The sequence below is a fragment of the Bradyrhizobium sp. SZCCHNR1093 genome, from assembly GCF_032381175.1.
In the GTDB taxonomy this organism is placed as follows: Bacteria; Pseudomonadota; Alphaproteobacteria; order Rhizobiales; family Xanthobacteraceae; genus Bradyrhizobium.
The window spans coordinates 113,803-131,995 of sequence record NZ_JAUHJJ010000009.1; the positions used below are offsets into that span (position 1 = coordinate 113,803).

Annotated in this window: 16 protein-coding genes and 1 pseudogene; 5 read left to right on the forward strand and 12 right to left on the reverse strand. The window is 65.4% G+C overall.

All coding sequences use genetic code 11. The annotated features are described in order from the left end of the window. The first annotated feature begins 208 nt into the window (after window positions 1-208). Window positions 209-1,444, forward strand: a complete 1,236-nt coding sequence (locus QX070_RS25040) for a leucine-rich repeat domain-containing protein (RefSeq protein WP_315739831.1) — start codon at window positions 209-211, stop codon at window positions 1,442-1,444. Between the two features lie 158 nt (window positions 1,445-1,602). Here QX070_RS25040 and QX070_RS25045 read toward each other — a convergent pair. Both QX070_RS25045 and QX070_RS25050 read right to left on the reverse strand, forming a co-directional pair. Continuing rightward, window positions 1,603-2,085, reverse strand: a pseudogene (locus QX070_RS25045) (methyl-accepting chemotaxis protein); the annotation flags it as partial. Between the two features lie 501 nt (window positions 2,086-2,586). Further along, window positions 2,587-3,930 (reverse strand): HAMP domain-containing methyl-accepting chemotaxis protein, encoded by a 1,344-nt coding sequence (locus tag QX070_RS25050; protein WP_315739832.1) that lies wholly within the window; start codon window positions 3,928-3,930, stop codon window positions 2,587-2,589. Between the two features lie 152 nt (window positions 3,931-4,082). Between QX070_RS25050 and QX070_RS25055 the strand changes: the two genes are divergently transcribed. Next, window positions 4,083-4,214, forward strand: coding sequence for a hypothetical protein (locus QX070_RS25055; protein WP_315739833.1), 132 nt, complete (start codon window positions 4,083-4,085; stop codon window positions 4,212-4,214). A 48-nt stretch (window positions 4,215-4,262) separates the two neighbouring features. On the opposite strand, the gene QX070_RS25060 is transcribed toward QX070_RS25055, so the two are convergent. The 9 genes from QX070_RS25060 to QX070_RS25100 form a co-directional block, all read right to left on the reverse strand. Next, window positions 4,263-4,751, reverse strand: a complete 489-nt coding sequence (locus QX070_RS25060; protein ID WP_315739834.1) for a cytochrome c-type biogenesis protein — start codon at window positions 4,749-4,751, stop codon at window positions 4,263-4,265. A 5-nt stretch (window positions 4,752-4,756) separates the two neighbouring features. Continuing rightward, complete coding sequence (locus tag QX070_RS25065; protein WP_315739835.1) at window positions 4,757-6,736, reverse strand: heme lyase CcmF/NrfE family subunit; 1,980 nt, start codon at window positions 6,734-6,736, stop codon at window positions 4,757-4,759. Then, the gene (gene ccmE, locus QX070_RS25070) at window positions 6,733-7,269 is read right to left on the reverse strand and encodes a cytochrome c maturation protein CcmE (protein ID WP_315739836.1); all 537 of its coding nucleotides are present in this window, start codon (window positions 7,267-7,269) and stop codon (window positions 6,733-6,735) included. The genes QX070_RS25065 and ccmE overlap by 4 nt, the downstream gene beginning before the upstream one ends. Before the next feature lie 31 nt (window positions 7,270-7,300). Further along, window positions 7,301-8,404: a c-type cytochrome biogenesis protein CcmI gene (gene ccmI / locus QX070_RS25075; RefSeq protein WP_315739837.1), complete on the reverse strand. Its 1,104-nt coding sequence runs from the start codon at window positions 8,402-8,404 to the stop codon at window positions 7,301-7,303. Between the two features lie 138 nt (window positions 8,405-8,542). After that, the gene (locus QX070_RS25080; protein WP_315739838.1) at window positions 8,543-8,812 is read right to left on the reverse strand and encodes a hypothetical protein; all 270 of its coding nucleotides are present in this window, start codon (window positions 8,810-8,812) and stop codon (window positions 8,543-8,545) included. 107 nt (window positions 8,813-8,919) lie between these two features. Further along, the gene (locus tag QX070_RS25085; RefSeq protein ID WP_315739839.1) at window positions 8,920-10,386 is read right to left on the reverse strand and encodes a hypothetical protein; all 1,467 of its coding nucleotides are present in this window, start codon (window positions 10,384-10,386) and stop codon (window positions 8,920-8,922) included. Window positions 10,387-10,496: 110 nt separating this feature from the next. Continuing rightward, window positions 10,497-11,873, reverse strand: a complete 1,377-nt coding sequence (locus tag QX070_RS25090) for a sensor histidine kinase (protein WP_315739840.1) — start codon at window positions 11,871-11,873, stop codon at window positions 10,497-10,499. Window positions 11,874-11,935: 62 nt separating this feature from the next. Continuing rightward, window positions 11,936-12,610: a response regulator transcription factor gene (locus QX070_RS25095; protein WP_006614547.1), complete on the reverse strand. Its 675-nt coding sequence runs from the start codon at window positions 12,608-12,610 to the stop codon at window positions 11,936-11,938. A gap of 291 nt (window positions 12,611-12,901) precedes the next feature. After that, entirely contained in the window at window positions 12,902-13,054 is a 153-nt protein-coding gene (locus QX070_RS25100) for a hypothetical protein (RefSeq protein ID WP_315739841.1), read from the reverse strand. Between the two features lie 255 nt (window positions 13,055-13,309). Here QX070_RS25100 and QX070_RS25105 point away from each other — a divergent pair, with 255 nt between their 5' ends. From QX070_RS25105 to QX070_RS25115, 3 genes are all read left to right on the forward strand, one after another. Continuing rightward, window positions 13,310-14,284, forward strand: a complete 975-nt coding sequence (locus tag QX070_RS25105; protein WP_315739842.1) for a Ku protein — start codon at window positions 13,310-13,312, stop codon at window positions 14,282-14,284. 476 nt (window positions 14,285-14,760) lie between these two features. Beyond that, a complete protein-coding gene (locus tag QX070_RS25110) occupies window positions 14,761-15,762 on the forward strand; it encodes a LysR family transcriptional regulator (RefSeq protein ID WP_315739933.1) in 1,002 nt (333 codons plus the stop codon). A 403-nt stretch (window positions 15,763-16,165) separates the two neighbouring features. Then, complete coding sequence (locus QX070_RS25115; protein ID WP_315739843.1) at window positions 16,166-17,662, forward strand: porin; 1,497 nt, start codon at window positions 16,166-16,168, stop codon at window positions 17,660-17,662. A 229-nt stretch (window positions 17,663-17,891) separates the two neighbouring features. Here QX070_RS25115 and QX070_RS25120 read toward each other — a convergent pair whose 3' ends face one another. After that, a complete protein-coding gene (locus tag QX070_RS25120; RefSeq protein WP_315716136.1) occupies window positions 17,892-18,056 on the reverse strand; it encodes a Flp family type IVb pilin in 165 nt (54 codons plus the stop codon). Window positions 18,057-18,193 lie beyond the last annotated feature (137 nt).

Here is an 18,193-nt window from a genome sequence, read left to right on the forward strand (position 1 = left end):
GGCCGCCCCACGTCACCTCATGCAGAAATTCTGTATGAACTACGATTAGTTGACAGAGACTTCGTCGGCTGGACGGAGGTAAAATCCGATTTAAAGCCGTTTATTGCCGAGAAGGTATCGCGCAGCAACTCCGTGTTCCTTCAATGGAAGCCAAACAGTGATAGCTATGACATCAACGCAGTGGATCGTTATCTGCTTAATAGCCTCGATGCTGTTTGCGGCTTCCGCATTATTTCTCGTCATTCGCAACGGAATATCCAACAGCGCCACCCTGACCAAGGACGTCGCATCGGATGCGCTTGCGCGTTTGCCCAGCCATGCAACGGCCCCTATTGAGCGGCTTGCGGAGCTTGGTTGGACTGTCACGCCTCAACCAGACAAATTGCAGTTTAGCATTACCGGACCGAACCTTCCTGACATGGCGCTGTCGGCTAGTCTGTTCAATACGCTGGACCGCCCGTTCACACTCCAACTACAGCAGCTCAACAGCCTAGCTGGCTTGCACCTACTTTCTGACAACCACCAATGCACTGAGATAGGCATTGGGGCCAGTGAATTTACAGACACAGCTGAACTTGGTGGCTTTACCAACTTGACGAAGCTCGTGATTTCTCAAACACCGTTGAACGGCAAGGGAGTGCTAGATGCGTCGCCACTAGGAAAATTGGTGAATTTGCGTGTACTCGTGCTCAATTCGTCGCGAGTTAAAGACGTAACTTTCGCGTCGTCGCTCGTGAATTTGGAAACGCTCAATTTGGGCGAAACCCTCGTAACCGATATTTCTGCAGTTTCGGCACTATCAAAATTAGTCTCATTTGACGTGAGAGGCACCCGCGTGACCGACCTGCGGCCTCTCAGACAAAGCCTCGCGCTGCGAGAATTGGAAATCGGGGGAGCCCAAACGCTCTCACTTACAAACTTGTCGCATCTGGATGGCTTGAAACAGCTTCGGGTAATCGAACAGGGCGACGTCGATCTTTCGACAATTAGCTCGTTGGTAACACTCGAGCGAATTTTTTTGTGGGGGCCACTGCATGTCGACGCAAACGTTCTTCGGCCACTGAAGGCGCTTAAGGATCTCCAGATATCAGGGTTCGGCTTTCAGCAAATCGCAACAACAGTCGTCAACGCGCAGGCCATCGCCGAACTGAAGAACTTGAACACATTGACGCTTGGCAGCCTACGGCTCGACACCTTCGATTTCCTAGGGAGCCTTATGTCGTTGACCACTCTCAACCTCAACGAATTGCCATTGAATTCGATAGAACCAGTGCGCAAGCTTCAAGCACTGAAAAGCATCTCCCTCACATCCATCCCAGTCGTGGACATCACCCCCCTTGTTGATCTTCCTGCTTTAGAAGAGGTTCGCATAATGCGAACTCCTGCGCGTTCAGACGCAGTAAGCGCGCTAGAACGGCGGGGCGTCAAGGTGATTGTATACTGACTGATCCTCCTCGATATGACAGGACCGGGCTTGTCCCGGGCTCTACGTCGTTCTCAGCGTTCTGGACGACGTAGATGGCCGGGACGAGCCCGGCCATGACGGCGTGGAGATGGACGAGCGCACCACTCCGATCGTCGAAACGCGAGAGCCATATCTCGCGCCGCCTGCAACGACCCCAGGAACCGGCTCACCTCTTGCTTCAGGCGGCTGCTGTCCGCCGACAGCGACCTTGCCGCCGTCAGCACCTGGCTCGACGCCGAGCCGGTCTCCGACGCGTCGCGTTGGACGTCATCGATGTTGCGGGAGACGCGCTGGGTGCCGCTCGCGGCGTGCTGGACGTTGCGGGAGATTTCCTGAGACGCGGCGCCCTGCTCTTCCACGGCGGCGGAGACGGCGGCCGAGATTTCCGACAGGCGGCCGATGGTGCTGCCGATCTCCTTGATCGAGCCGACCGACTCCGCGGTGGCGGCCTGGATGCCGGAGACCTGCTGGGCGATCTCGCCGGTGGCCTTTGCGGATTGATCGGCCAGCGCCTTGACCTCGGCGGCGACCACCGCGAAGCCGCGGCCGGCCTCGACGGCGCGCGCCGCCTCGATGGTGGCGTTGAGCGCCTGGAGGCTGGTCTGGCCGGCGATGGTGGAGGTCGGCAGGCGTCGCCCGGATGAGCGCAGCGATATCCGGATTCATATCGACAGGGCGTGAGACCCCCGATGTCGCTTTCGCTCATCCGGGGCTACGAGAACGCCGCTATGACGCGAGCGGGCACCACACCCGCCGCTGTCGTCCCTGCGAACGCAGGGACCCATACTCCGTGACGGTCGTGGTGAAACAAGACTGGTCCGGCATCACGCGCAACGACATCTCCCTGGGGTTATGGGTCCCTGCGTTCGCAGGGACGACGGTGGAGAGCTGGGTAGCGGTGTCGCGTTATGACGACAACTTGTAGGGCGGCTTAGCCGCAGGCGTAAGCCGCCGCGATCCGAGCTCGGTCTGCAGTGGCGGATTACGCTGCGCTAATCCGCCCTACTCGACCGAACGCGTCGCCCGGATGAGCGCAGCGATGTCCGGATTCGCCTCGAGAGCGCGTGAGACCCAGGATGTCGCTGCGCTCATCCGGGCTACGGGCGAGATGCCCGCAACTACTAGCTCGCCTTCACGCTCACGATGAACGCATCCACCTCGCGCTTCAGCGTCTCGGCCTGTTGCGACAGCTCGCCGGCGGCGTCGCGGGCCTCGGTGGCGAGGCGGCCGGTTTCGGCCGAGGTGGAGGTGATCTGGGCGATGTGGTTGGAGACGTCGAGGGTGCCGCGGGCGGCTTCCTGGACGCTCTTGGAGATGTCCTGGGTGGCGTTGCGCTGCTGCGAGGTGTCGACCTCGATGCCGGACATGATGGCGCTGATCTCGGAGAGCGTGGTCGAGATGCCGTCGATGGCGCCGCGAGTCTCGGCGGTGATGCCCTGGATGCTGGCGACATGCGCCGAGATCTCGTCGGTCGCCTTGCTGGTCTGGTTGGCGAGATTCTTCACCTCCGACGCCACGACCGAGAAGCCCCTGCCGGCCTCGCCGGCGCGGGCGGCCTCGATGGTGGCGTTCAGCGCCAGCAGGTTGGTCTGCGAGGCGATCGCCTGCACCAGCTGGACGACGGCGCCGATCTTCTCGGCGGCGTCCGACAGCGAATGGATGGTGTTCTTGCTCTTCTCGGCCTGCGACGCCGCGCCCTCGGCGCGCTGGGTGGCGTCGGAGACGCGGCGGCTGATGGTGCCGATCGAGCTCGACATCTCCTCGGCCGAGCCGGCCACCGTCTGCACGCTGCGATTGGCGTGGTTGGCGGCGGCCTCGACCGCATTGGCTTTAGCAGAGGTGTCGTTGGCGGCGCGCGACAGCGTCTCGGCATTGCTCTTCAGCCGGACCGCCGAGGACGCCACGCTGCCGACGACGCTGGCGACGAGCTCGTTGAAGGAGTGGATGCGGCCGTCGAGAAAGCGCGAACGCTCGCCCTGGCGCTGCGCCTCCTGCAGCTCGCGCTCCGTGAGGCGCTGGCGCTCGATGCCGTTGGTCTTGAACACCTCCAGCGCGCCGGCGAGCTGTCCGATCTCGTTGCTGAGGCCGAGGCCGGGAATGCGCGTGTCGAATTTCTGGTCGGCGACGTCGCGCATGGCGCTGACCATCGCGGCGAGCGGGCGCAGGATGCCGTTCTGCACGGCGGCGTAGGTCATCAGGCAGACGGCGCTGGCGAACACGGCAATGGCGACGCAGGCCATGAGGAAGTAGGAGAACGCCGAATGCGCCTGCTGATAGGTCAGCATCGCATGATCACGCGCCGGGCCGCTGAGACTGGCGAAATCCGACGACAGGCTGGTGATCTGATTGTTGAGATAGAGCACCGCGATGAAGCCGGTGCCGCCGCCGATCGCCAACAGCATGAGGAGAGAGGCCACGACGCCCCCCACGAGGAAGCGGATCGTCAGATTACTGTTGGAGAACATCGGCTTTGCCCGGGTACGTCAGACGGAATGTCAACGCACACTTCCAGACAAAGGTAAAATAAGATGAAAGCACGGGGGCGGGGCGAGCACGGGGTTTTGCGGGCTACCGGCCGAAGCAAGATGGAGCATCGAAGGTGTGCTGGACGCTGACCATGAGCACTCCGGCCACGTTCTGCCTTCCGCTCCTCACCCTGAGGAGCCCGCCGCAGGCGGGCGTCTCGAAGGGCGAGGCCCGCGCTGTGGCCTCATGGTTCGAGACGGCGCTGCGCGCCTCCTCACCATGAGGGTGAGCTCCGAAACCGGCGCGGCGCATCGACCATGAGTCGCGCACTTCATGTCGCCGGCGGCTGCTTTTCCGCGGCCATCAGCGCCGCAAGCCGCGCCTCCTCGTCGGCCGTCAGCTTCGGCATGACCTCCGGGCCGCGCTGGCCGCGGCGGCGCACCTGCAGCCACAGCGCAAGCCCGCCGCCGAGCAACAGCACCGGCGGCAGCAGCCACAGCAACAGGGTCTGGCGCTCGAAGCGCGGCTTCAGCAGCACGAACTGGCCGTAGCGCGCGACCAGGAAATCCAGCACTTGATTGTCACTATCACCGGCGGCGAGACGCTCGCGCACCAGGAGGCGCAGGTCGCGCGCCAGCGGCGCATCGGAATCGTCGATCGACTGGTTCTGGCAGACCATGCAGCGCAGCTCGCGCGACAGCGCGCGGGCGCGCTGCTCCTTGGCCGTGTCGGCCATGACCTCGTCGGGCTGCACCGCATGCGCCACCGGCGCCGCGAGCAGCAGCAGCGCGAGCGCCGCGAGACCGAGAATGCGTCGCATCCGCCCTACTCCGCCGGCTGCAGCGCGTGCGCGGCACGCGCCGGCCGCGGCGCACCGACACGGAGACGACGATCGGACAGCGACAGCAGGCCGCCAAACGCCATCAGCACCGGACCGAACCAGATCAGCAGCACCAGCGGCTTGTGATAGATGCGCACGGCGAGGCCGCCGTCGGCGGTGGCGTCGCCGAGCGAGACGTAGAGCTGGCTGACGCCGCGGGTCATCAGCGCCGCTTCAGTCGTCGACATGCCGCGGGTGGCGAAGCTGCGCTTGCTCGGCGTCAGGACGCTGAGCTGCCTGCCGTCCTCGCTGATAACGAAGGTGCTGACGACCTCGCTGAAGTTCGGGCCCTGGCGCTGGGTCATGCCGTCGAACTTGATCTGGTAGCCGGCAAGATTGCGGACGTCGCCGGGACGGAGCGTGCTGATCAGCTCGCTGTTCCAGGTGGTCTCGCAGACGATGCCGAGCAGCGCGACGCCGAGCCCGGCATGCGCGAACGCCGTGCCCCACACCGAGCGCGGCAGGCCGCGGGTCCGGTGCAGCGCGGTCCTGAACGGCACGCGGGCCACGCCGCTGCGCTCGACCAGATCAACGACGGAGCCGGTGATCACGAACACGCCGAGGCCGATGCCGAGCGGCGCCAGCGCGCTGCCGCCGCGCGCCCACGCCCAGACGATCGCGATCGCCACCAGCGCGGTGATGCCGGCCGCGAGCAGCCGCTGCATCGCGGCGACGAGATCGCCGCGCTTCCACGCCAGCATCGGGCCGAACGGCACGATCAGCAAGAGCAGCGCGAACAAGGGGCCGAAGGTGATGTTGTAGAAGGGCGCGCCGACCGAAAGCTTGAAGTCGAGCGCCTCCATGATCACCGGATAGAGCGTGCCGAACAGCACGGTGGCACAGGACACGGTGAGCAGCAGATTGTTCAAGACCAGCGCGCCCTCGCGCGAGATCGGCGCGAACAGGCCGCCCTGCTTCAGCGCGGTGGCGCGGCCGGCGAACAGCGTCAGGCTGCCGCCGATGAACAGCACGAGGATGCCGAGGATGAAGACGCCGCGCGTGGGATCGCTGGCGAAAGCGTGCACCGAGGTGATGACGCCGGAGCGCACCAGGAAGGTGCCGAGCAGGGACAGCGAGAAGGTCAGGATCGACAGCAGGATGGTCCAGACCTTGAGCGCGTTGCGCTTCTCCATGACGACGGCGGAGTGCAGCAGCGCGGTGCCGGCGAGCCAGGGCATCAGCGAGGCGTTCTCGACCGGGTCCCAGAACCACCAGCCGCCCCAGCCGAGCTCGTAATAGGCCCAGTACGAGCCCATGGCGATGCCGAGCGTCAGGAAGATCCAGGCCATCAGGGTCCACGGCCGCACCCAGCGCGCCCAGGCGGCATCGATGCGGCCCTCGATCAGCGCGGCGATGGCGAAGGAGAACGAGATCGAGAAGCCGACATAGCCGAGATAGAGCATCGGCGGATGCACGGCGAGCCCGATGTCCTGCAAGACGGGGTTGAGGTCGCGGCCCTCGATCGGCGGGGTGGCGAGGCGCGTGAACGGGTTCGAGGTGGTCAGGATGAACAGATAGAACGCGGTCGCGACCCAGGCCTGCACGGCGAGGACGCGGGCGCGCAACGACAGCGGCAGATTGTTGCCGAAGGCCGCGACCATGGCGCCGAACAGCGCCAGGATCGACACCCACAGCAGCATCGAGCCTTCGTGGTTGCCCCACACGCCGGTGACCTTGTAGAGCAGCGGCTTCATCGAGTGCGAGTTCTCGAACACGTTGGCGACGGAGAAATCCGAGGTCACGTGCAGGGTGATCAGCGCGATGAAGGACAGACCGGCGAACAGCAATTGCGCCAGCGCCGCCGAGCGGCCGACATTCATCAGCGCGACGTCGCGCTGGGCGGCGCCGAGCATCGGCACGGTGGACTGGATCAGCGCCAGCGCGAGCGCCAGCACCAGGGCATAATGTCCGCTCTCTGCAATCACTGCGTCGCTCCTGCCGCGCTCTTGTCAGCTCCCTCGCGCATCGACACCGGGCTTGGTGTGGCTGCGCCGGCTGGCTTGGCGCCGGCTTGCGGCTTGCCGTAATCGTCCTTCCAATGGCCCTGCTTCTTCAGGCTGTCGGCGACTTCCTTGGGCATGTAGGTCTCGTCGTGCTTGGCGAGCACGGTGTCGGCCTTGAACACGCCGTTGGCATCGAGCGCGCCCTCGGCGACGACGCCCTGCCCTTCGCGGAACAGATCCGGCAGGATGCCCTTGTAGGCGACCGCCAGCTTGGCGCCGCCGTCGGCGACCTCGAAGCTGATGTCGAGATCGTCGCCGCGCTTCAGCGAGCCCGGCTGCACCAGACCACCGAGCCGGAAGCGCTTGCCCGGGCCGATATGCTTCTCCGCCACCATGGTCGGGGTCGAGAAGAACACGATGGAGTCGCGCAGCGCGTTGAGCACCAGCCCTGCCGCGACCGCGAGCACGAACAGCGCACCGCCGATGATCGTCAAACGCCTCTGCTTGCGTGTCATCCCGTCATCCCGTTGGCGGCGGAAGCGCCGCTCATCCATCCAAGCCGAAAGTCTTCACGCCCTCGTTGAGCTGCCGCAACCGCTCGGCATCGCCGGACACCGCCTGCCGCGCATCCGACAGCGCCCCCTTGGCCTTGTCGAGATCGCCCATCACGACATAGGCGCGCACCAGGCGCAGCCAGCCCTCGACGTCGTCGCCATTCTGCTTCAGCCGCGCCGCCAGCCGGTCGACCATGCCGCGGATCATCGTCTCGCGGTCACCGTCGCTCATGCTCTTGGCCGCGGCCATCGCCTCGCTCGGCAGCGCCGGCACCTCGCCGCCGCCGACCCGGCCGAGCGCCGCCGTCACCAGCGGCCGCCACGGCGCATCCGCCGGCGCCTTGCCCAGCATCGCCCGCCAGATCGCGCCCGCATCGTCCTTGCGGCCGTCCTGCTCGGCGGCGAGACCGAGGTAGTAGTTCGACTTCGGCTCGTCGGCCTCGAGCGCATGGGCCCGCTCGAACTCCGCCTTGGCCTCGGCGGTGACGACGCCGCCGGCGGCGGCCGTGATCACCTCGCCGAGATCGGCGCGCTTGGCCGCGCCGTCGCCGGCATAGGTGATCATGTTGCGGTAGGCGCGAATCGCGTCATCGGTGCGGCCGAGCCGTGCCAGCACCGGGGCGAGCACGGTCCAGCCGCGGCCGTCGGTCGGATTCTTCTGCAGATGCTGCTCGACCTGCGCCACCAGCGTTTCCAGCGGCTGCGTCCCGGTGGGCGGCGCCGCGCGTGCGGTGAGCGGGAAATCCGGCAGTTGCGGCGAGCCGAGCGGCAAATAGACCGCGAGCGCCACGATCGGCACCCCGATCAGCGCCAGCACGGCCGACGCGCGGCGCAGGCCGAGGCTCGGCTTCACCGTGGCCTCGCCCTCCTGGTCCGCAGCGGCCAAAAGGCGGCGGCTGATCTCGACCCGCGCGGCCTCCGCTTCGACCTTGCCGATCAGCCCGGTTTCGACGTCGCGCTCGATCTCGGCCAGCTGGTCCTTGTAGACGACGACCTCGCGACCGTCCGACGAGGCCCGCGCGCCCAGGCCGAGCGGCAGCAGGACGGCGAAGATCGCCGCGGCCGTCATCACGGCGAACACGAACCAGAGAGTCATCGGACAGAGTTCCAGTCAGCGCCCACCGGCAGGCGCGCCTCGCGCCGCTTTTAACCAGCACCGTTCCCGGCGGCAATTCACATTTGCCGCCGTGGTAGCCCAGCCGTCCGCGCCGAAAAACTCAGGAGGATTACGTAATTAGGGGACCTCGAACTCGGCGCTCTTGGCGAGATAGCTGCCGCGCCCGTTCAGGGCCACCAGGAAATAGGTCCCCGGCCTGACATGGTCGGTGAGCCTGATCCGCAGCGACCCGACCGGGACCGGAGACGCGATGGTGGTGACGGGATCGGCGAGTGGCGCCCCGCTCGTCTTGTCGACGAGCACGACCTTCGCCTTGATCATGAGGTTGCGATAGGTCGCGCGAACGACGCGGTTCTCGACCTCGACGAAGTTGATGACGGAAATCATGGTCTTGATGAAAACGGATGGAACCTGGCGGGAACCTATGCGTGGCCCCGGGGCGGGGTCAACCTGAAATTGCAAAATCAAAAACGTAAACAGATTAGCAGAAAATCTCAGCCGGCGCGCGAGGATTTTCGCTCGCCGGTCATCGCGTTCTCGGCCGCCCTGCTCATCAATTGGGCGTAGTCGTTGCCGAACAGGACGTGACAGAAGCGGATCGCCGCCGACACCTGCGACTGCCGATAGGCGCGCGCCCGCGCATCGCCCGAGCGCAGCGACTGCACCAGCGCTTCGGTGGCCTTCTCGACATATTGCTGCAGGTCGGAATAGGTCCGCAGCGTCACCTCGTTGATCGCGAGCTCGCTGGCATAGTTGCGGCAGACGGCGACGAACTCGATCAGCGCCGCCACCTCCTCGACCTCGCTGCCGTCGACGCCGGCGCCGGCCGGAATGTCCTTGTCGGCGCGCTGGCGCAGGATGCGGCGGACGCGGCCCGGCACGCTGTCGATCTCCGATTGCAGGGCATTGGAGATGTCGGCGCGGATCGCGGTGAGCTGCTTGCCCCAGTTCGATTCCGAGCGCAGGTCGAGCTCGGTGCGCAGGCCGCGAACGCCGTCATGCAGCGTCTTCAGCGTATCGCCGAGATTGGAGAAATGACCGCGCCGGATGTCGGCGCGCAGCACCGAGGCGAGCCCGGCGAGATCGTTGAGCGCGATTGTGACGGCGACGCCGAACGGGGTCGCCGCGACCCTGATCTCGTCATCGGAGGCGGCGATCTTGGTGGCGAGCCGGATGATCTGCCAGGGCGCGGCGAGCCGCTGCATCACCAGCGACAATGCGAACGGCAGCATCGAGGGCGTCTGCAGCGACGGCACGTTGATGGCTTCGGTGACGGAAGCAATCTGCGAATCGCCGAGCACGCGGATGATGCCGGGCAGCCGGCCGTTGAGGCCGTCGAGCGCCTCGCGATTCTGCAGCACCAGCCCGATCGGCAGGAGATCCTCGATCACGCTGGGCGCGCCGATGCGGGCCAGCGCGCGCTGGCGGTCGCCGGTCGCGTTGGGGCCGACGAGGTTCATCAGCGCGTCGGCGGCGGCGCGCTGCAGCTTGCGCGCGGCCATCTCGACCTCGCGCGAACTGTCGCTGGAGACCGCCATCGCGGCCTCGAATTCGGCGTAGCGCTCCGGCGCCCCTTCGCGGCCGAGCCACTGCCAGACCGGCAGCAGCGAGGCACGGCGGATCTGGCCGGGACGGAGAGGACCGGTGGAATCGGTGAGGAACGGGTCGAGCGGCCGGAACAGCCGACGCGGGCCATCGCCGCTCTGGCGGCGCTCCTCGCGGGCCTGCGGACGGGCGATCTCGATGGCGGGTTGGGGCCGCGCCGGGTCGGCTGTTGGCGCGGGAGCCGGCGGCGCGACGGGACGCACCACCTTGCGCAGTTGCTCGAGCACCAGGGTCGCCACGGCGACGTCCTGGCCGCGCTCGATGGCGCGCTCGAATTCGCGCATCAGGAGCGACTGCGCGTTCGGCGGCAGCTGCCCGAGATATTCCCTTAACCGCTCGTGAGCTGTCTGACCCATGCGCCGGCGTGCAAATTTCCACGGCGAGAGCGCACATCGCGCACCCCTGCCCGAACCATAGCGTCCGCGGTATTAAGAACACCTTTAGGATGGCGAAATTCGCCGCCCCGTCAAACGCCGGGCAATCTCAGCTCCGCCCGCAGTCCCCCGGTCGGGGCATCGCCCAGGGTCAGGCGGCCGCCATAGAGCGCGGCCAGATCGGTGACGATCGACAGCCCGAGCCCCGATCCCGGCTTGGATTCGTCCAGCCGCTGGCCGCGCCGCAGCACCTGGGCGCGCTCGGCGGCCGAGAGGCCGCGGCCATCGTCGTCGACCACGATCCGCAGCATCGGCGACGCCCCGGACTGGGCCGGCGGCTCCACCGTGAGCTCGACCGAAACCCGCGAAGCCGCCCATTTGCAGGCATTGTCGACCAGATTGCCGACCATCTCCTCCAGATCCTGGCGCTCACCGCGAAACCTCGCGGCGGGATCGGCGGTCGCCTCGACCACGATGCTGCGGTCGCGGTAGATCTTTTCCATGGTGCGCCGCAGCGCCTCGATGGCCGGCGCCACCTCCGTCACGGTGGATACGATGGTGACGCGCGCGGCGATCCGCGCCCGCTCGAGGTGGTGGGCGACCTGGTCGCGCATGACGTCCGCCTGCTCCATGACCTTGGCCGCGAAGGGGTCCGCCGCATGGGTCGCCGCTTCATTCACGATGACGGAGAGCGGCGTCTTGATGGCATGGGCGAGATTGCCGACATGCGTGCGCGCCCGCTCGACGATCTCGCGATTGGCATCGATCAGCGCATTGGTTTCGCGGGCCAGCGGCGCGATCTCGACCGGAAACTCCCCTTCCAGCCGCTCGGCGCGCCCGGACCGGATGTCGGCGATCGATTCGGAGATGCGTTTCAGCGGCGCGAGGCCATAGCGGACCTGGAAGATGGTCGTGAGCAGCAGCACGATCCCGAGCGCCGTGAAGGTGCCGCCGAGGTAATAGTCGAAGCTGCGGGTCTCGTCGAAGATCTCCGAGGCATCGCCGGCGACGCTGACCAGGAACTTACCGTCGGAGCCGAGATCCACCGGGCGCTCGACCATGCGCAGGTCCTGGTTCTCCGGCCCCTCGACATAGCCGATCCGGATCCCGGCCGCCGTGAGCTCGACCCCCTGCTCCTCCAGCTTGGGCAGCTTCTTGTCCCACAGCGAGCGCGAGGCCCGTACCTCCGGCTTCTCGGCGTCGGTACGGGTGATCTGCCAGTACCAGCCGGACAGCGGCAGCTCGAACAGCGGCTCACCCAATGACTGGAATTGGCGGTCCGGCGGATCGTCGGGGGTGGCGACCTCGGCGATCAGGGTACGCAGATAGAGGTTGAGCCGTCGGTCGAAGGCGCGCTCGGTCGCGTTGCGATAGACCGAGGACAGCACGATGCCGGTGATGGCGAGAATGACCACGAGCCACGCGGTCGCGGACAGGAACAACCGGGTGGCAAGTGAACTCTGGCGCATGACCGCAAACTAGCGAAACGGCCGGCGCCCGGCCACCTCGAATGGCTGGCTCCGGAAATGGATCAGGCGCCTGCGGCCGGCGGCGGGGTCAGCAGGTAGCCGAGGCCGCGCACGGTCTGGATGACGTCGCAGTCGAGCTTCTTCCTGATGCGGCCGACGAACACCTCGATCGTGTTCGAATCGCGGTCGAAGTCCTGGTCGTAGAGATGCTCGACCAGCTCGCTGCGCGAGACGACGCGACCGGAATGATGCATCAGATAGGACAGCAGGCGGTATTCGTGTGAGGTCATCTTGACGGGGTTGCCTGACACGCTGACCTTGCCGGTGCGGGTGTCGAGGGTGACCGGCCCGCAGGTCAGCTCGCTCTGGGCATGGCCGGCCGAGCGGCGCAGCAGCGCGCGGATGCGCGCCAGGACTTCCTCGAGATGGAACGGCTTGGCGACATAGTCGTCGGCACCGGCGTCGAAGCCCTGGACCTTGTCGCTCCAGCGGTCGCGCGCGGTCAGGATCAGCACGGGCATCGCCCGGCCATTGCGCCGCCAGGCTTCCAGCACTGAGATGCCGTCCATCTTGGGCAGGCCGATGTCCAGCACGACAGCGTCGTAGGGCTCGCTGTCTCCCAGATAGTGCCCTTCCTCACCATCGAACGCACGGTCCACAACGTAGCCGGCGTCGCTCAGGGCCGTGGTGAGCTGACGGTTGAGATCCGGATCGTCCTCGACAACGAGCAGACGCACGCTTGCCTCCAAAGCTGAACTGCACGATTTCCGCCCTCAAGATGAACCGGAAGGCCGTGAACCGTGCATGAACGGAACCCGAGCGACCAAGTTACTTTTTGGTCATCTCGATCGGGACCGCCGGCAAGGGCCGACAGAATTGGGGCGGATATAAGCTCTGGAGGATGGGCATGTGAAGACCCGCCGCACCGATGGCGGGGCTCGAACGCGGACCTGCGGGGACGCGGACGGACGTTGCTCCCCCGGTCCCCTCCCCAGCCACGCAACGGAGCGGGTCGAACGGTCCTCGTGTCACGTGCGGAAGAACACGAACCAGACCAGGCCAAGGACCAGCAGCGCCAGTCCGGTGGAGATGGCCAGGATCGCCAGGACGGACGGTCCAGGCTCACCCTGCCGCGCTTCGGTGGGGGTCTCGACGATCTGCGTCGGTCGTCTGGCTGCCATGGTGCCCTCAGCTGACTGTTATCCGCGTTCGAGCGGTAAAGCGCTCTGTCACGCACTCTCGTTGGCAACGTCGGCAGCCAGGTGATGTTCCGGTACGGCGCCCCCCTGCGACGGGTTAACGCCGATCCGAGAATCTGCCGGCCAGCTTGTTGAATCCGCAGCCTCGGGTGTTATCCTCGCGGCTGCCGCGAGAACGACGTCCGCAGCAGCCCGGTTCGGAGCAAGCCGTTAGTTCGGAGTTAAGTGGAGTAGGTCATGGCCCCGCGCGCCAATTGGAAGGGTTTTCTGCGCCTGTCGCTCGTGACCTGTCCGGTCGCGCTCTATCCGGCGACGTCGGAGTCCGAGAAGGTCTCCTTCAACCAGATCAACCGCAAGACCGGCCACCGCATCAAATACAGCAGGGTCGATGCCGAGACCGGCGAGGAAGTCGCCAATGACGACATCGTCAAGGGCTACAAGGTCGACACCGACACCTACATCGAGGTCACCAAGGACGAGCTCGAGGACATCGCGCTGGAATCGACGCACACGATCGAGATCGACGAGTTCGTGCCGCGCACCGACATCGACAGCCGCTATCTGATCCGCCCCTATTACCTCGTCCCTGACGGCAAGGTCGGCCATGACGCCTTCGCGGTCATTCGCGAGACCATCCGCAGCATGGACAAGGTCGCGATCGGCCGTGTCGTGCTCACCAACCGCGAGCACATCATCGCGCTGGAGCCGCTCGGCAAGGGCCTGATGGGAACGCTGCTGCGCTACCCCTACGAAGTGCGCAACGAGGAAGAATATTTCGACGACATCCAGGATGTGAAGATCACCAGCGACATGCTGGATCTCGCCAAGCACATCGTCGAGAAGAAATCGGCCGACTTCCAGCCGGAGAACTTCGAGGATCACTACGAGGCCGCGCTGATCGAGCTCATCAACAAGAAGCGCAGCGGCGTGACGATCGCCGCCAAGGCCGCGCCGAAGTCGAGCGGCAACGTCATCAACCTGATGGACGCCCTGAAGCGCAGCCTTGCCAGCGAGGGTGACAAGGCGCCCGCCGCGGCCGCCCCCGCGCCGAAGGCCAAGGCCAAGAAGCCGAAGAAGCGCGTCGAAGGCCAGCGCGAGATGCTGCTGCCGATCAGCGGCAAGAAGGCCAAGGACGAGACGAAGAAGGCCGAGGAGCCGAAGAAGTCGGAGAAGCCGGTGCGAACCACCGCACGCTCACGCAAGGCGAGTTGACGCTTCGATACGGCGAGCGACCTCCGGATCTCTGCACGTCGTACGGGTCCTCTGCATAACGGTCGCTCGGCCGCGACTGCCGCGAGTTCCAGGTGTTGCAGCGGGCACGCCACACCGCGCGTGGCGCCACGGGTCTGTCATCCACCAAGGACACCGCATCGATCGCCGCCGTCCCATTCACGGCGGAAACATCTGCCTTGGTCAGGTAAGTTGATCCTGCGACGGTGATCCAGCGATCAGGCGCGGATTTGTGATCGTGTCGACATCGCTCCGATGCTTGCGGAATGATCACGTCGCGCCTAGCTCTGCGGCGCGGGATGGTGATCCGGGCGTACAGCTTCCTGATGGAAGATCGATGTGCCTGGTCGGTCGGGATGACGCTGGCGAAGTCGTCCCAGCCGCACGACGCGGCGTATCAGGGGGATATGGATGTTTCAGCACGATGCGGACCAACGCCGGGCGCAGTACGCCTAGCGATGGCACGGGTTCAGCTGTCCGAGCTCTCCGCTTTCGCAGCCGTCGCGGATTCGTTGAGCTTCACCAAGGCCGCCGCTTATCTCGGCTGCTCCTTGCCCACCATCAGCCAGACCATCAAGAGCCTCGAGGAGCGGCTGGACGTCAGGCTGTTCAACCGGACGACACGCAGCGTGGCCCTCACGGAGGCCGGCGAGCGCCTGCTGGCGGAGATCCAGCCGATTCTCGAACGGGTCGACCAGGCCATCGAGAGCATCAACGCGTTCCGCGACAAGCCGATGGGCACCCTGCGCCTGACCGTATCCCGCGTGTTCGCCGTAAGGGGGCTCGGCCCCCTGATCAGGTCATTCCTGGCCGAATACCCGGACATCCATATCGAACTGGCTGTCGACGACACCAACAGTGACATCGTGCGCAATCGCTTTGATGCCGGCATCAGATCCGGACACCGGGTGGAGCGCGACATGAAGGTCATCCGCGTCTTCGACGAGTGCAGCTTCGTTGCGGTTGCCGCCCCCGGCTATCTCGCGGCGCATCCCGCGCCGGCCGTTCCCGAGGATCTCCAGGCCCATAATTGCATCCGGCATCGGGTCCCTGCCGACGATACGCTGCAGCCCTGGATCTTCGAACAGGGCGGCGAGCGCACCGAGATTGCTGTGGACGGCTCCCTCATCGTCAACGACTTCGATCTCGCGCTGAATGCCGCACTCGACGGCATCGGCGTCGCTTATCTCGTCGAGCCGATGATCGAGCCGCATCTGGCCGAAGGACGGCTAATGCGGCTGCTGCCCGGCTGGAGCTACGCGACGCCCGGACTGTTCCTGTACCATCCGAGCCGCCGGCAACCGCCGATGCCGCTGCAGGTCTTTCTCGACTTCGTCAAGCGCTGGCGCAGCGGCGTCACCCTGGACGCGATGACGCGCGCGGCGGATTACGGCGCACACGGGTTGGTAGCAGCGACGTCACATCGAACGTCGATACACGTCGAGCCCAACCGCCGCTGAGATCACGTGCGAGGCCGGAGAGATCATTCGCGCGTCGGCAGCGACGCTGCGAAACGCCATGATGCGCGCAGTCTGCGATGTGCAGCGGGATTGTTCGGGATTCCCATCTAACCTATTCACGATTATCACCATTAACAAATCGACACAGCGAGGCCAAAACCGCGGCGTGACTGCGTCGACGCTGGTGCGTGCGAGCAGCGTGTTAACGACGATCGAGTGTGCCTCGAACAAGCAGAGCACATTCATCAAATCGAAATTGGCTCATGCACACTGCATTCAACCATTCCGCCAGTCGCGCCGATCAAGCCGTCGCCGGAATCAAATGTGTGAGAGCAGCAATCTGGCGAAGCCAGAGGCGACACGCGGGGGGCCGTGTGCATCGCCGTCAACCGGAGAAACGGAAATGAAGACGTTGAGGGGCCTGCTACTGGGAACGGGAGCAGTGATACTGTCCGCCGCAGCGGCTCAGGCCGCGGATCTTCCGCTGAAGGCCAAGGCCGTCGAATATGTGAAGGTGTGCTCGCTGTATGGCACCGGCTTCTACTACATTCCCGGCACCGACACCTGCATCAAGCTCGGCGGCTATCTGCGCGCCGAGACCGCGCTGTGGACCAACAGCAACTACGGTGGCGCCTATTCAGGCCAGGCCGGCGCAGACAACCGCCTGAGCAACCGCTATCAGACCCGTTCGCGCCAGGATCTGAACATCGATACGCGCACCGCGACCGAATATGGCGTGGTGCGCACCTACTTCGAGACCGTGCTGAACTGGACCTCGGGCTCCTATGGCGGCGCGGGCGCCGGCGCGACCTCCTACACCGGCGATGCCATCTCGGGCGGCATCGTCGGCGTCTACTACGCCTTCATCCAGTTCGCCGGCTTCACGATGGGCAAGGCGGTGTCGACCTTCGACGCGCCCTGGACCAACTATCCCGGCAACAATTTCGACGGCCTGGTCGGCGGCAGCGGCTCCAACAACGGCGTCAACCAGTTCACCTACACCGCCGATTTCGGCCAGGGCATCACCGTCGCGGTCTCGCTGGAAGACCAGACGCAATTCTTCACCACCAACATCTGGAACACCTCCGGCATCACCGCGGCCGGCGTGCTCGGCGGCAATTATGGCTCGAGCAGCTTCGGCGGGACGGTGTCTCCCGACATCATCGGCATGGTTCGCGTCGACCAGGCGTGGGGCATCTTCCAGGCGTCGTTCGCCGCGCATGACAATCATGCCGCCTATTACGGCGCGACCGAGACCTCGGGTCATCCCTCCGACAAGTGGGGCTGGGCCGCGCAACTGGCGCTGTCGATCAAGAACATCCCGACCGGTCCGGGCGACGTCGTCAACCTGCAGGCGGTCTACACCGACGGCGCGAGCCGCTACAACTTCCAGAGCCTCGCCAACACGACCTACGCGATGTACGGCGGCACCAACGTAGCCGGCGCCTATCAGAGCATCGGCTTCGCCGGCGTCGCCGACGCGGTGTTCGGCACCGGCACGGGCCTGTCGACCGTGCAGACCTGGGGCATGCGCGGCGCCTTCACCCACAATTGGGATCCGCGCTGGAATACGGCGCTGTACGGCGCCTATGCCCAGGTGCGCTATGGCCAGACGGGATCGAGCCTCATCTGTGCCGGCATTGCCGCCACCGCGATGCTGACGGCGGGCTCGACCTGCAACCCCGACTTCAATCTCGGACAGATCGGCCTCATCACCCGATGGACGCCGGTCAAGGGCCTGACCTTCTCGGCCGACGTGACCTACAGCCACCTCGACCAGAAATATTCGGGCACGGCGATTGCTCCGGCCGTCACGAGCACGGCGAAGCCGGCCGCGATCTACCAGCTCAAGGACCAGGACACGGTGAGCATGCTGCTGCGCGCCCAGCGCAACTTTTGAAGCTGGGCTGTTGAACCTCTGACTGCTCGACGAGCTTCCGGCGATGCCCCCGCCGGAAGCTTCGTTCGTGGAGACTGGCGGCGCGTCGCATGCAACAGAATGGGATGGGGCACAATGCAGCAGGCGTCGTGCACAATCACGACGCCTGTGACTTGATCGGCCAATGAGTTGATTCGGCCAATGAGTTGATCACGCGCCGACTTGATCGCGCGGCAATTTGACCGGCGGGCTACTTGATCGAGGTGTTGATCGCGGTGAACTTGCTGCTCAGTCCCGAGCCCAGGCCATTGACGGCCGCCAGGATCACGATGCTCAATCCGCCGGCAATGATGGCGTATTCGATCGAGGTCGCGCCAGCCTGATTCTTCAGGAAGCTCGCAATCAACTGCCGCATCTACCTCTCCGGTCGGGCTCGATCATCTGACGCGCCGGAAGGGCGCGCCGAGGCCGGGATGGACGCCCCGCCGGAAACCCTCCGTCATCGGCTTGAACAATCGGTTAACCCGATGAGGTACCTGCGCGGCCCAGATT

Coding starts and splice junctions, on each gene's coding strand:
- QX070_RS25100 (WP_315739841.1), bottom strand. CDS start 13,054: ATGGCAGCCAGACGACCGACGCAGATCGTCGAGACCCCCACCGAAGCG.
- QX070_RS25080 (WP_315739838.1), bottom strand. CDS start 8,812: ATGATTTCCGTCATCAACTTCGTCGAGGTCGAGAACCGCGTCGTTCGC.
- QX070_RS25110 (WP_315739933.1), top strand. CDS start 14,761: ATGGCACGGGTTCAGCTGTCCGAGCTCTCCGCTTTCGCAGCCGTCGCG.
- QX070_RS25115 (WP_315739843.1), top strand. CDS start 16,166: ATGAAGACGTTGAGGGGCCTGCTACTGGGAACGGGAGCAGTGATACTG.
- QX070_RS25040 (WP_315739831.1), top strand. CDS start 209: ATGCTGTTTGCGGCTTCCGCATTATTTCTCGTCATTCGCAACGGAATA.
- QX070_RS25090 (WP_315739840.1), bottom strand. CDS start 11,873: ATGCGCCAGAGTTCACTTGCCACCCGGTTGTTCCTGTCCGCGACCGCG.
- ccmE (WP_315739836.1), bottom strand. CDS start 7,269: ATGACACGCAAGCAGAGGCGTTTGACGATCATCGGCGGTGCGCTGTTC.
- QX070_RS25060 (WP_315739834.1), bottom strand. CDS start 4,751: ATGCGACGCATTCTCGGTCTCGCGGCGCTCGCGCTGCTGCTGCTCGCG.
- QX070_RS25055 (WP_315739833.1), top strand. CDS start 4,083: ATGAGCACTCCGGCCACGTTCTGCCTTCCGCTCCTCACCCTGAGGAGC.
- QX070_RS25105 (WP_315739842.1), top strand. CDS start 13,310: ATGGCCCCGCGCGCCAATTGGAAGGGTTTTCTGCGCCTGTCGCTCGTG.
- ccmI (WP_315739837.1), bottom strand. CDS start 8,404: ATGACTCTCTGGTTCGTGTTCGCCGTGATGACGGCCGCGGCGATCTTC.
- QX070_RS25085 (WP_315739839.1), bottom strand. CDS start 10,386: ATGGGTCAGACAGCTCACGAGCGGTTAAGGGAATATCTCGGGCAGCTG.
- QX070_RS25050 (WP_315739832.1), bottom strand. CDS start 3,930: ATGTTCTCCAACAGTAATCTGACGATCCGCTTCCTCGTGGGGGGCGTC.
- QX070_RS25120 (WP_315716136.1), bottom strand. CDS start 18,056: ATGCGGCAGTTGATTGCGAGCTTCCTGAAGAATCAGGCTGGCGCGACC.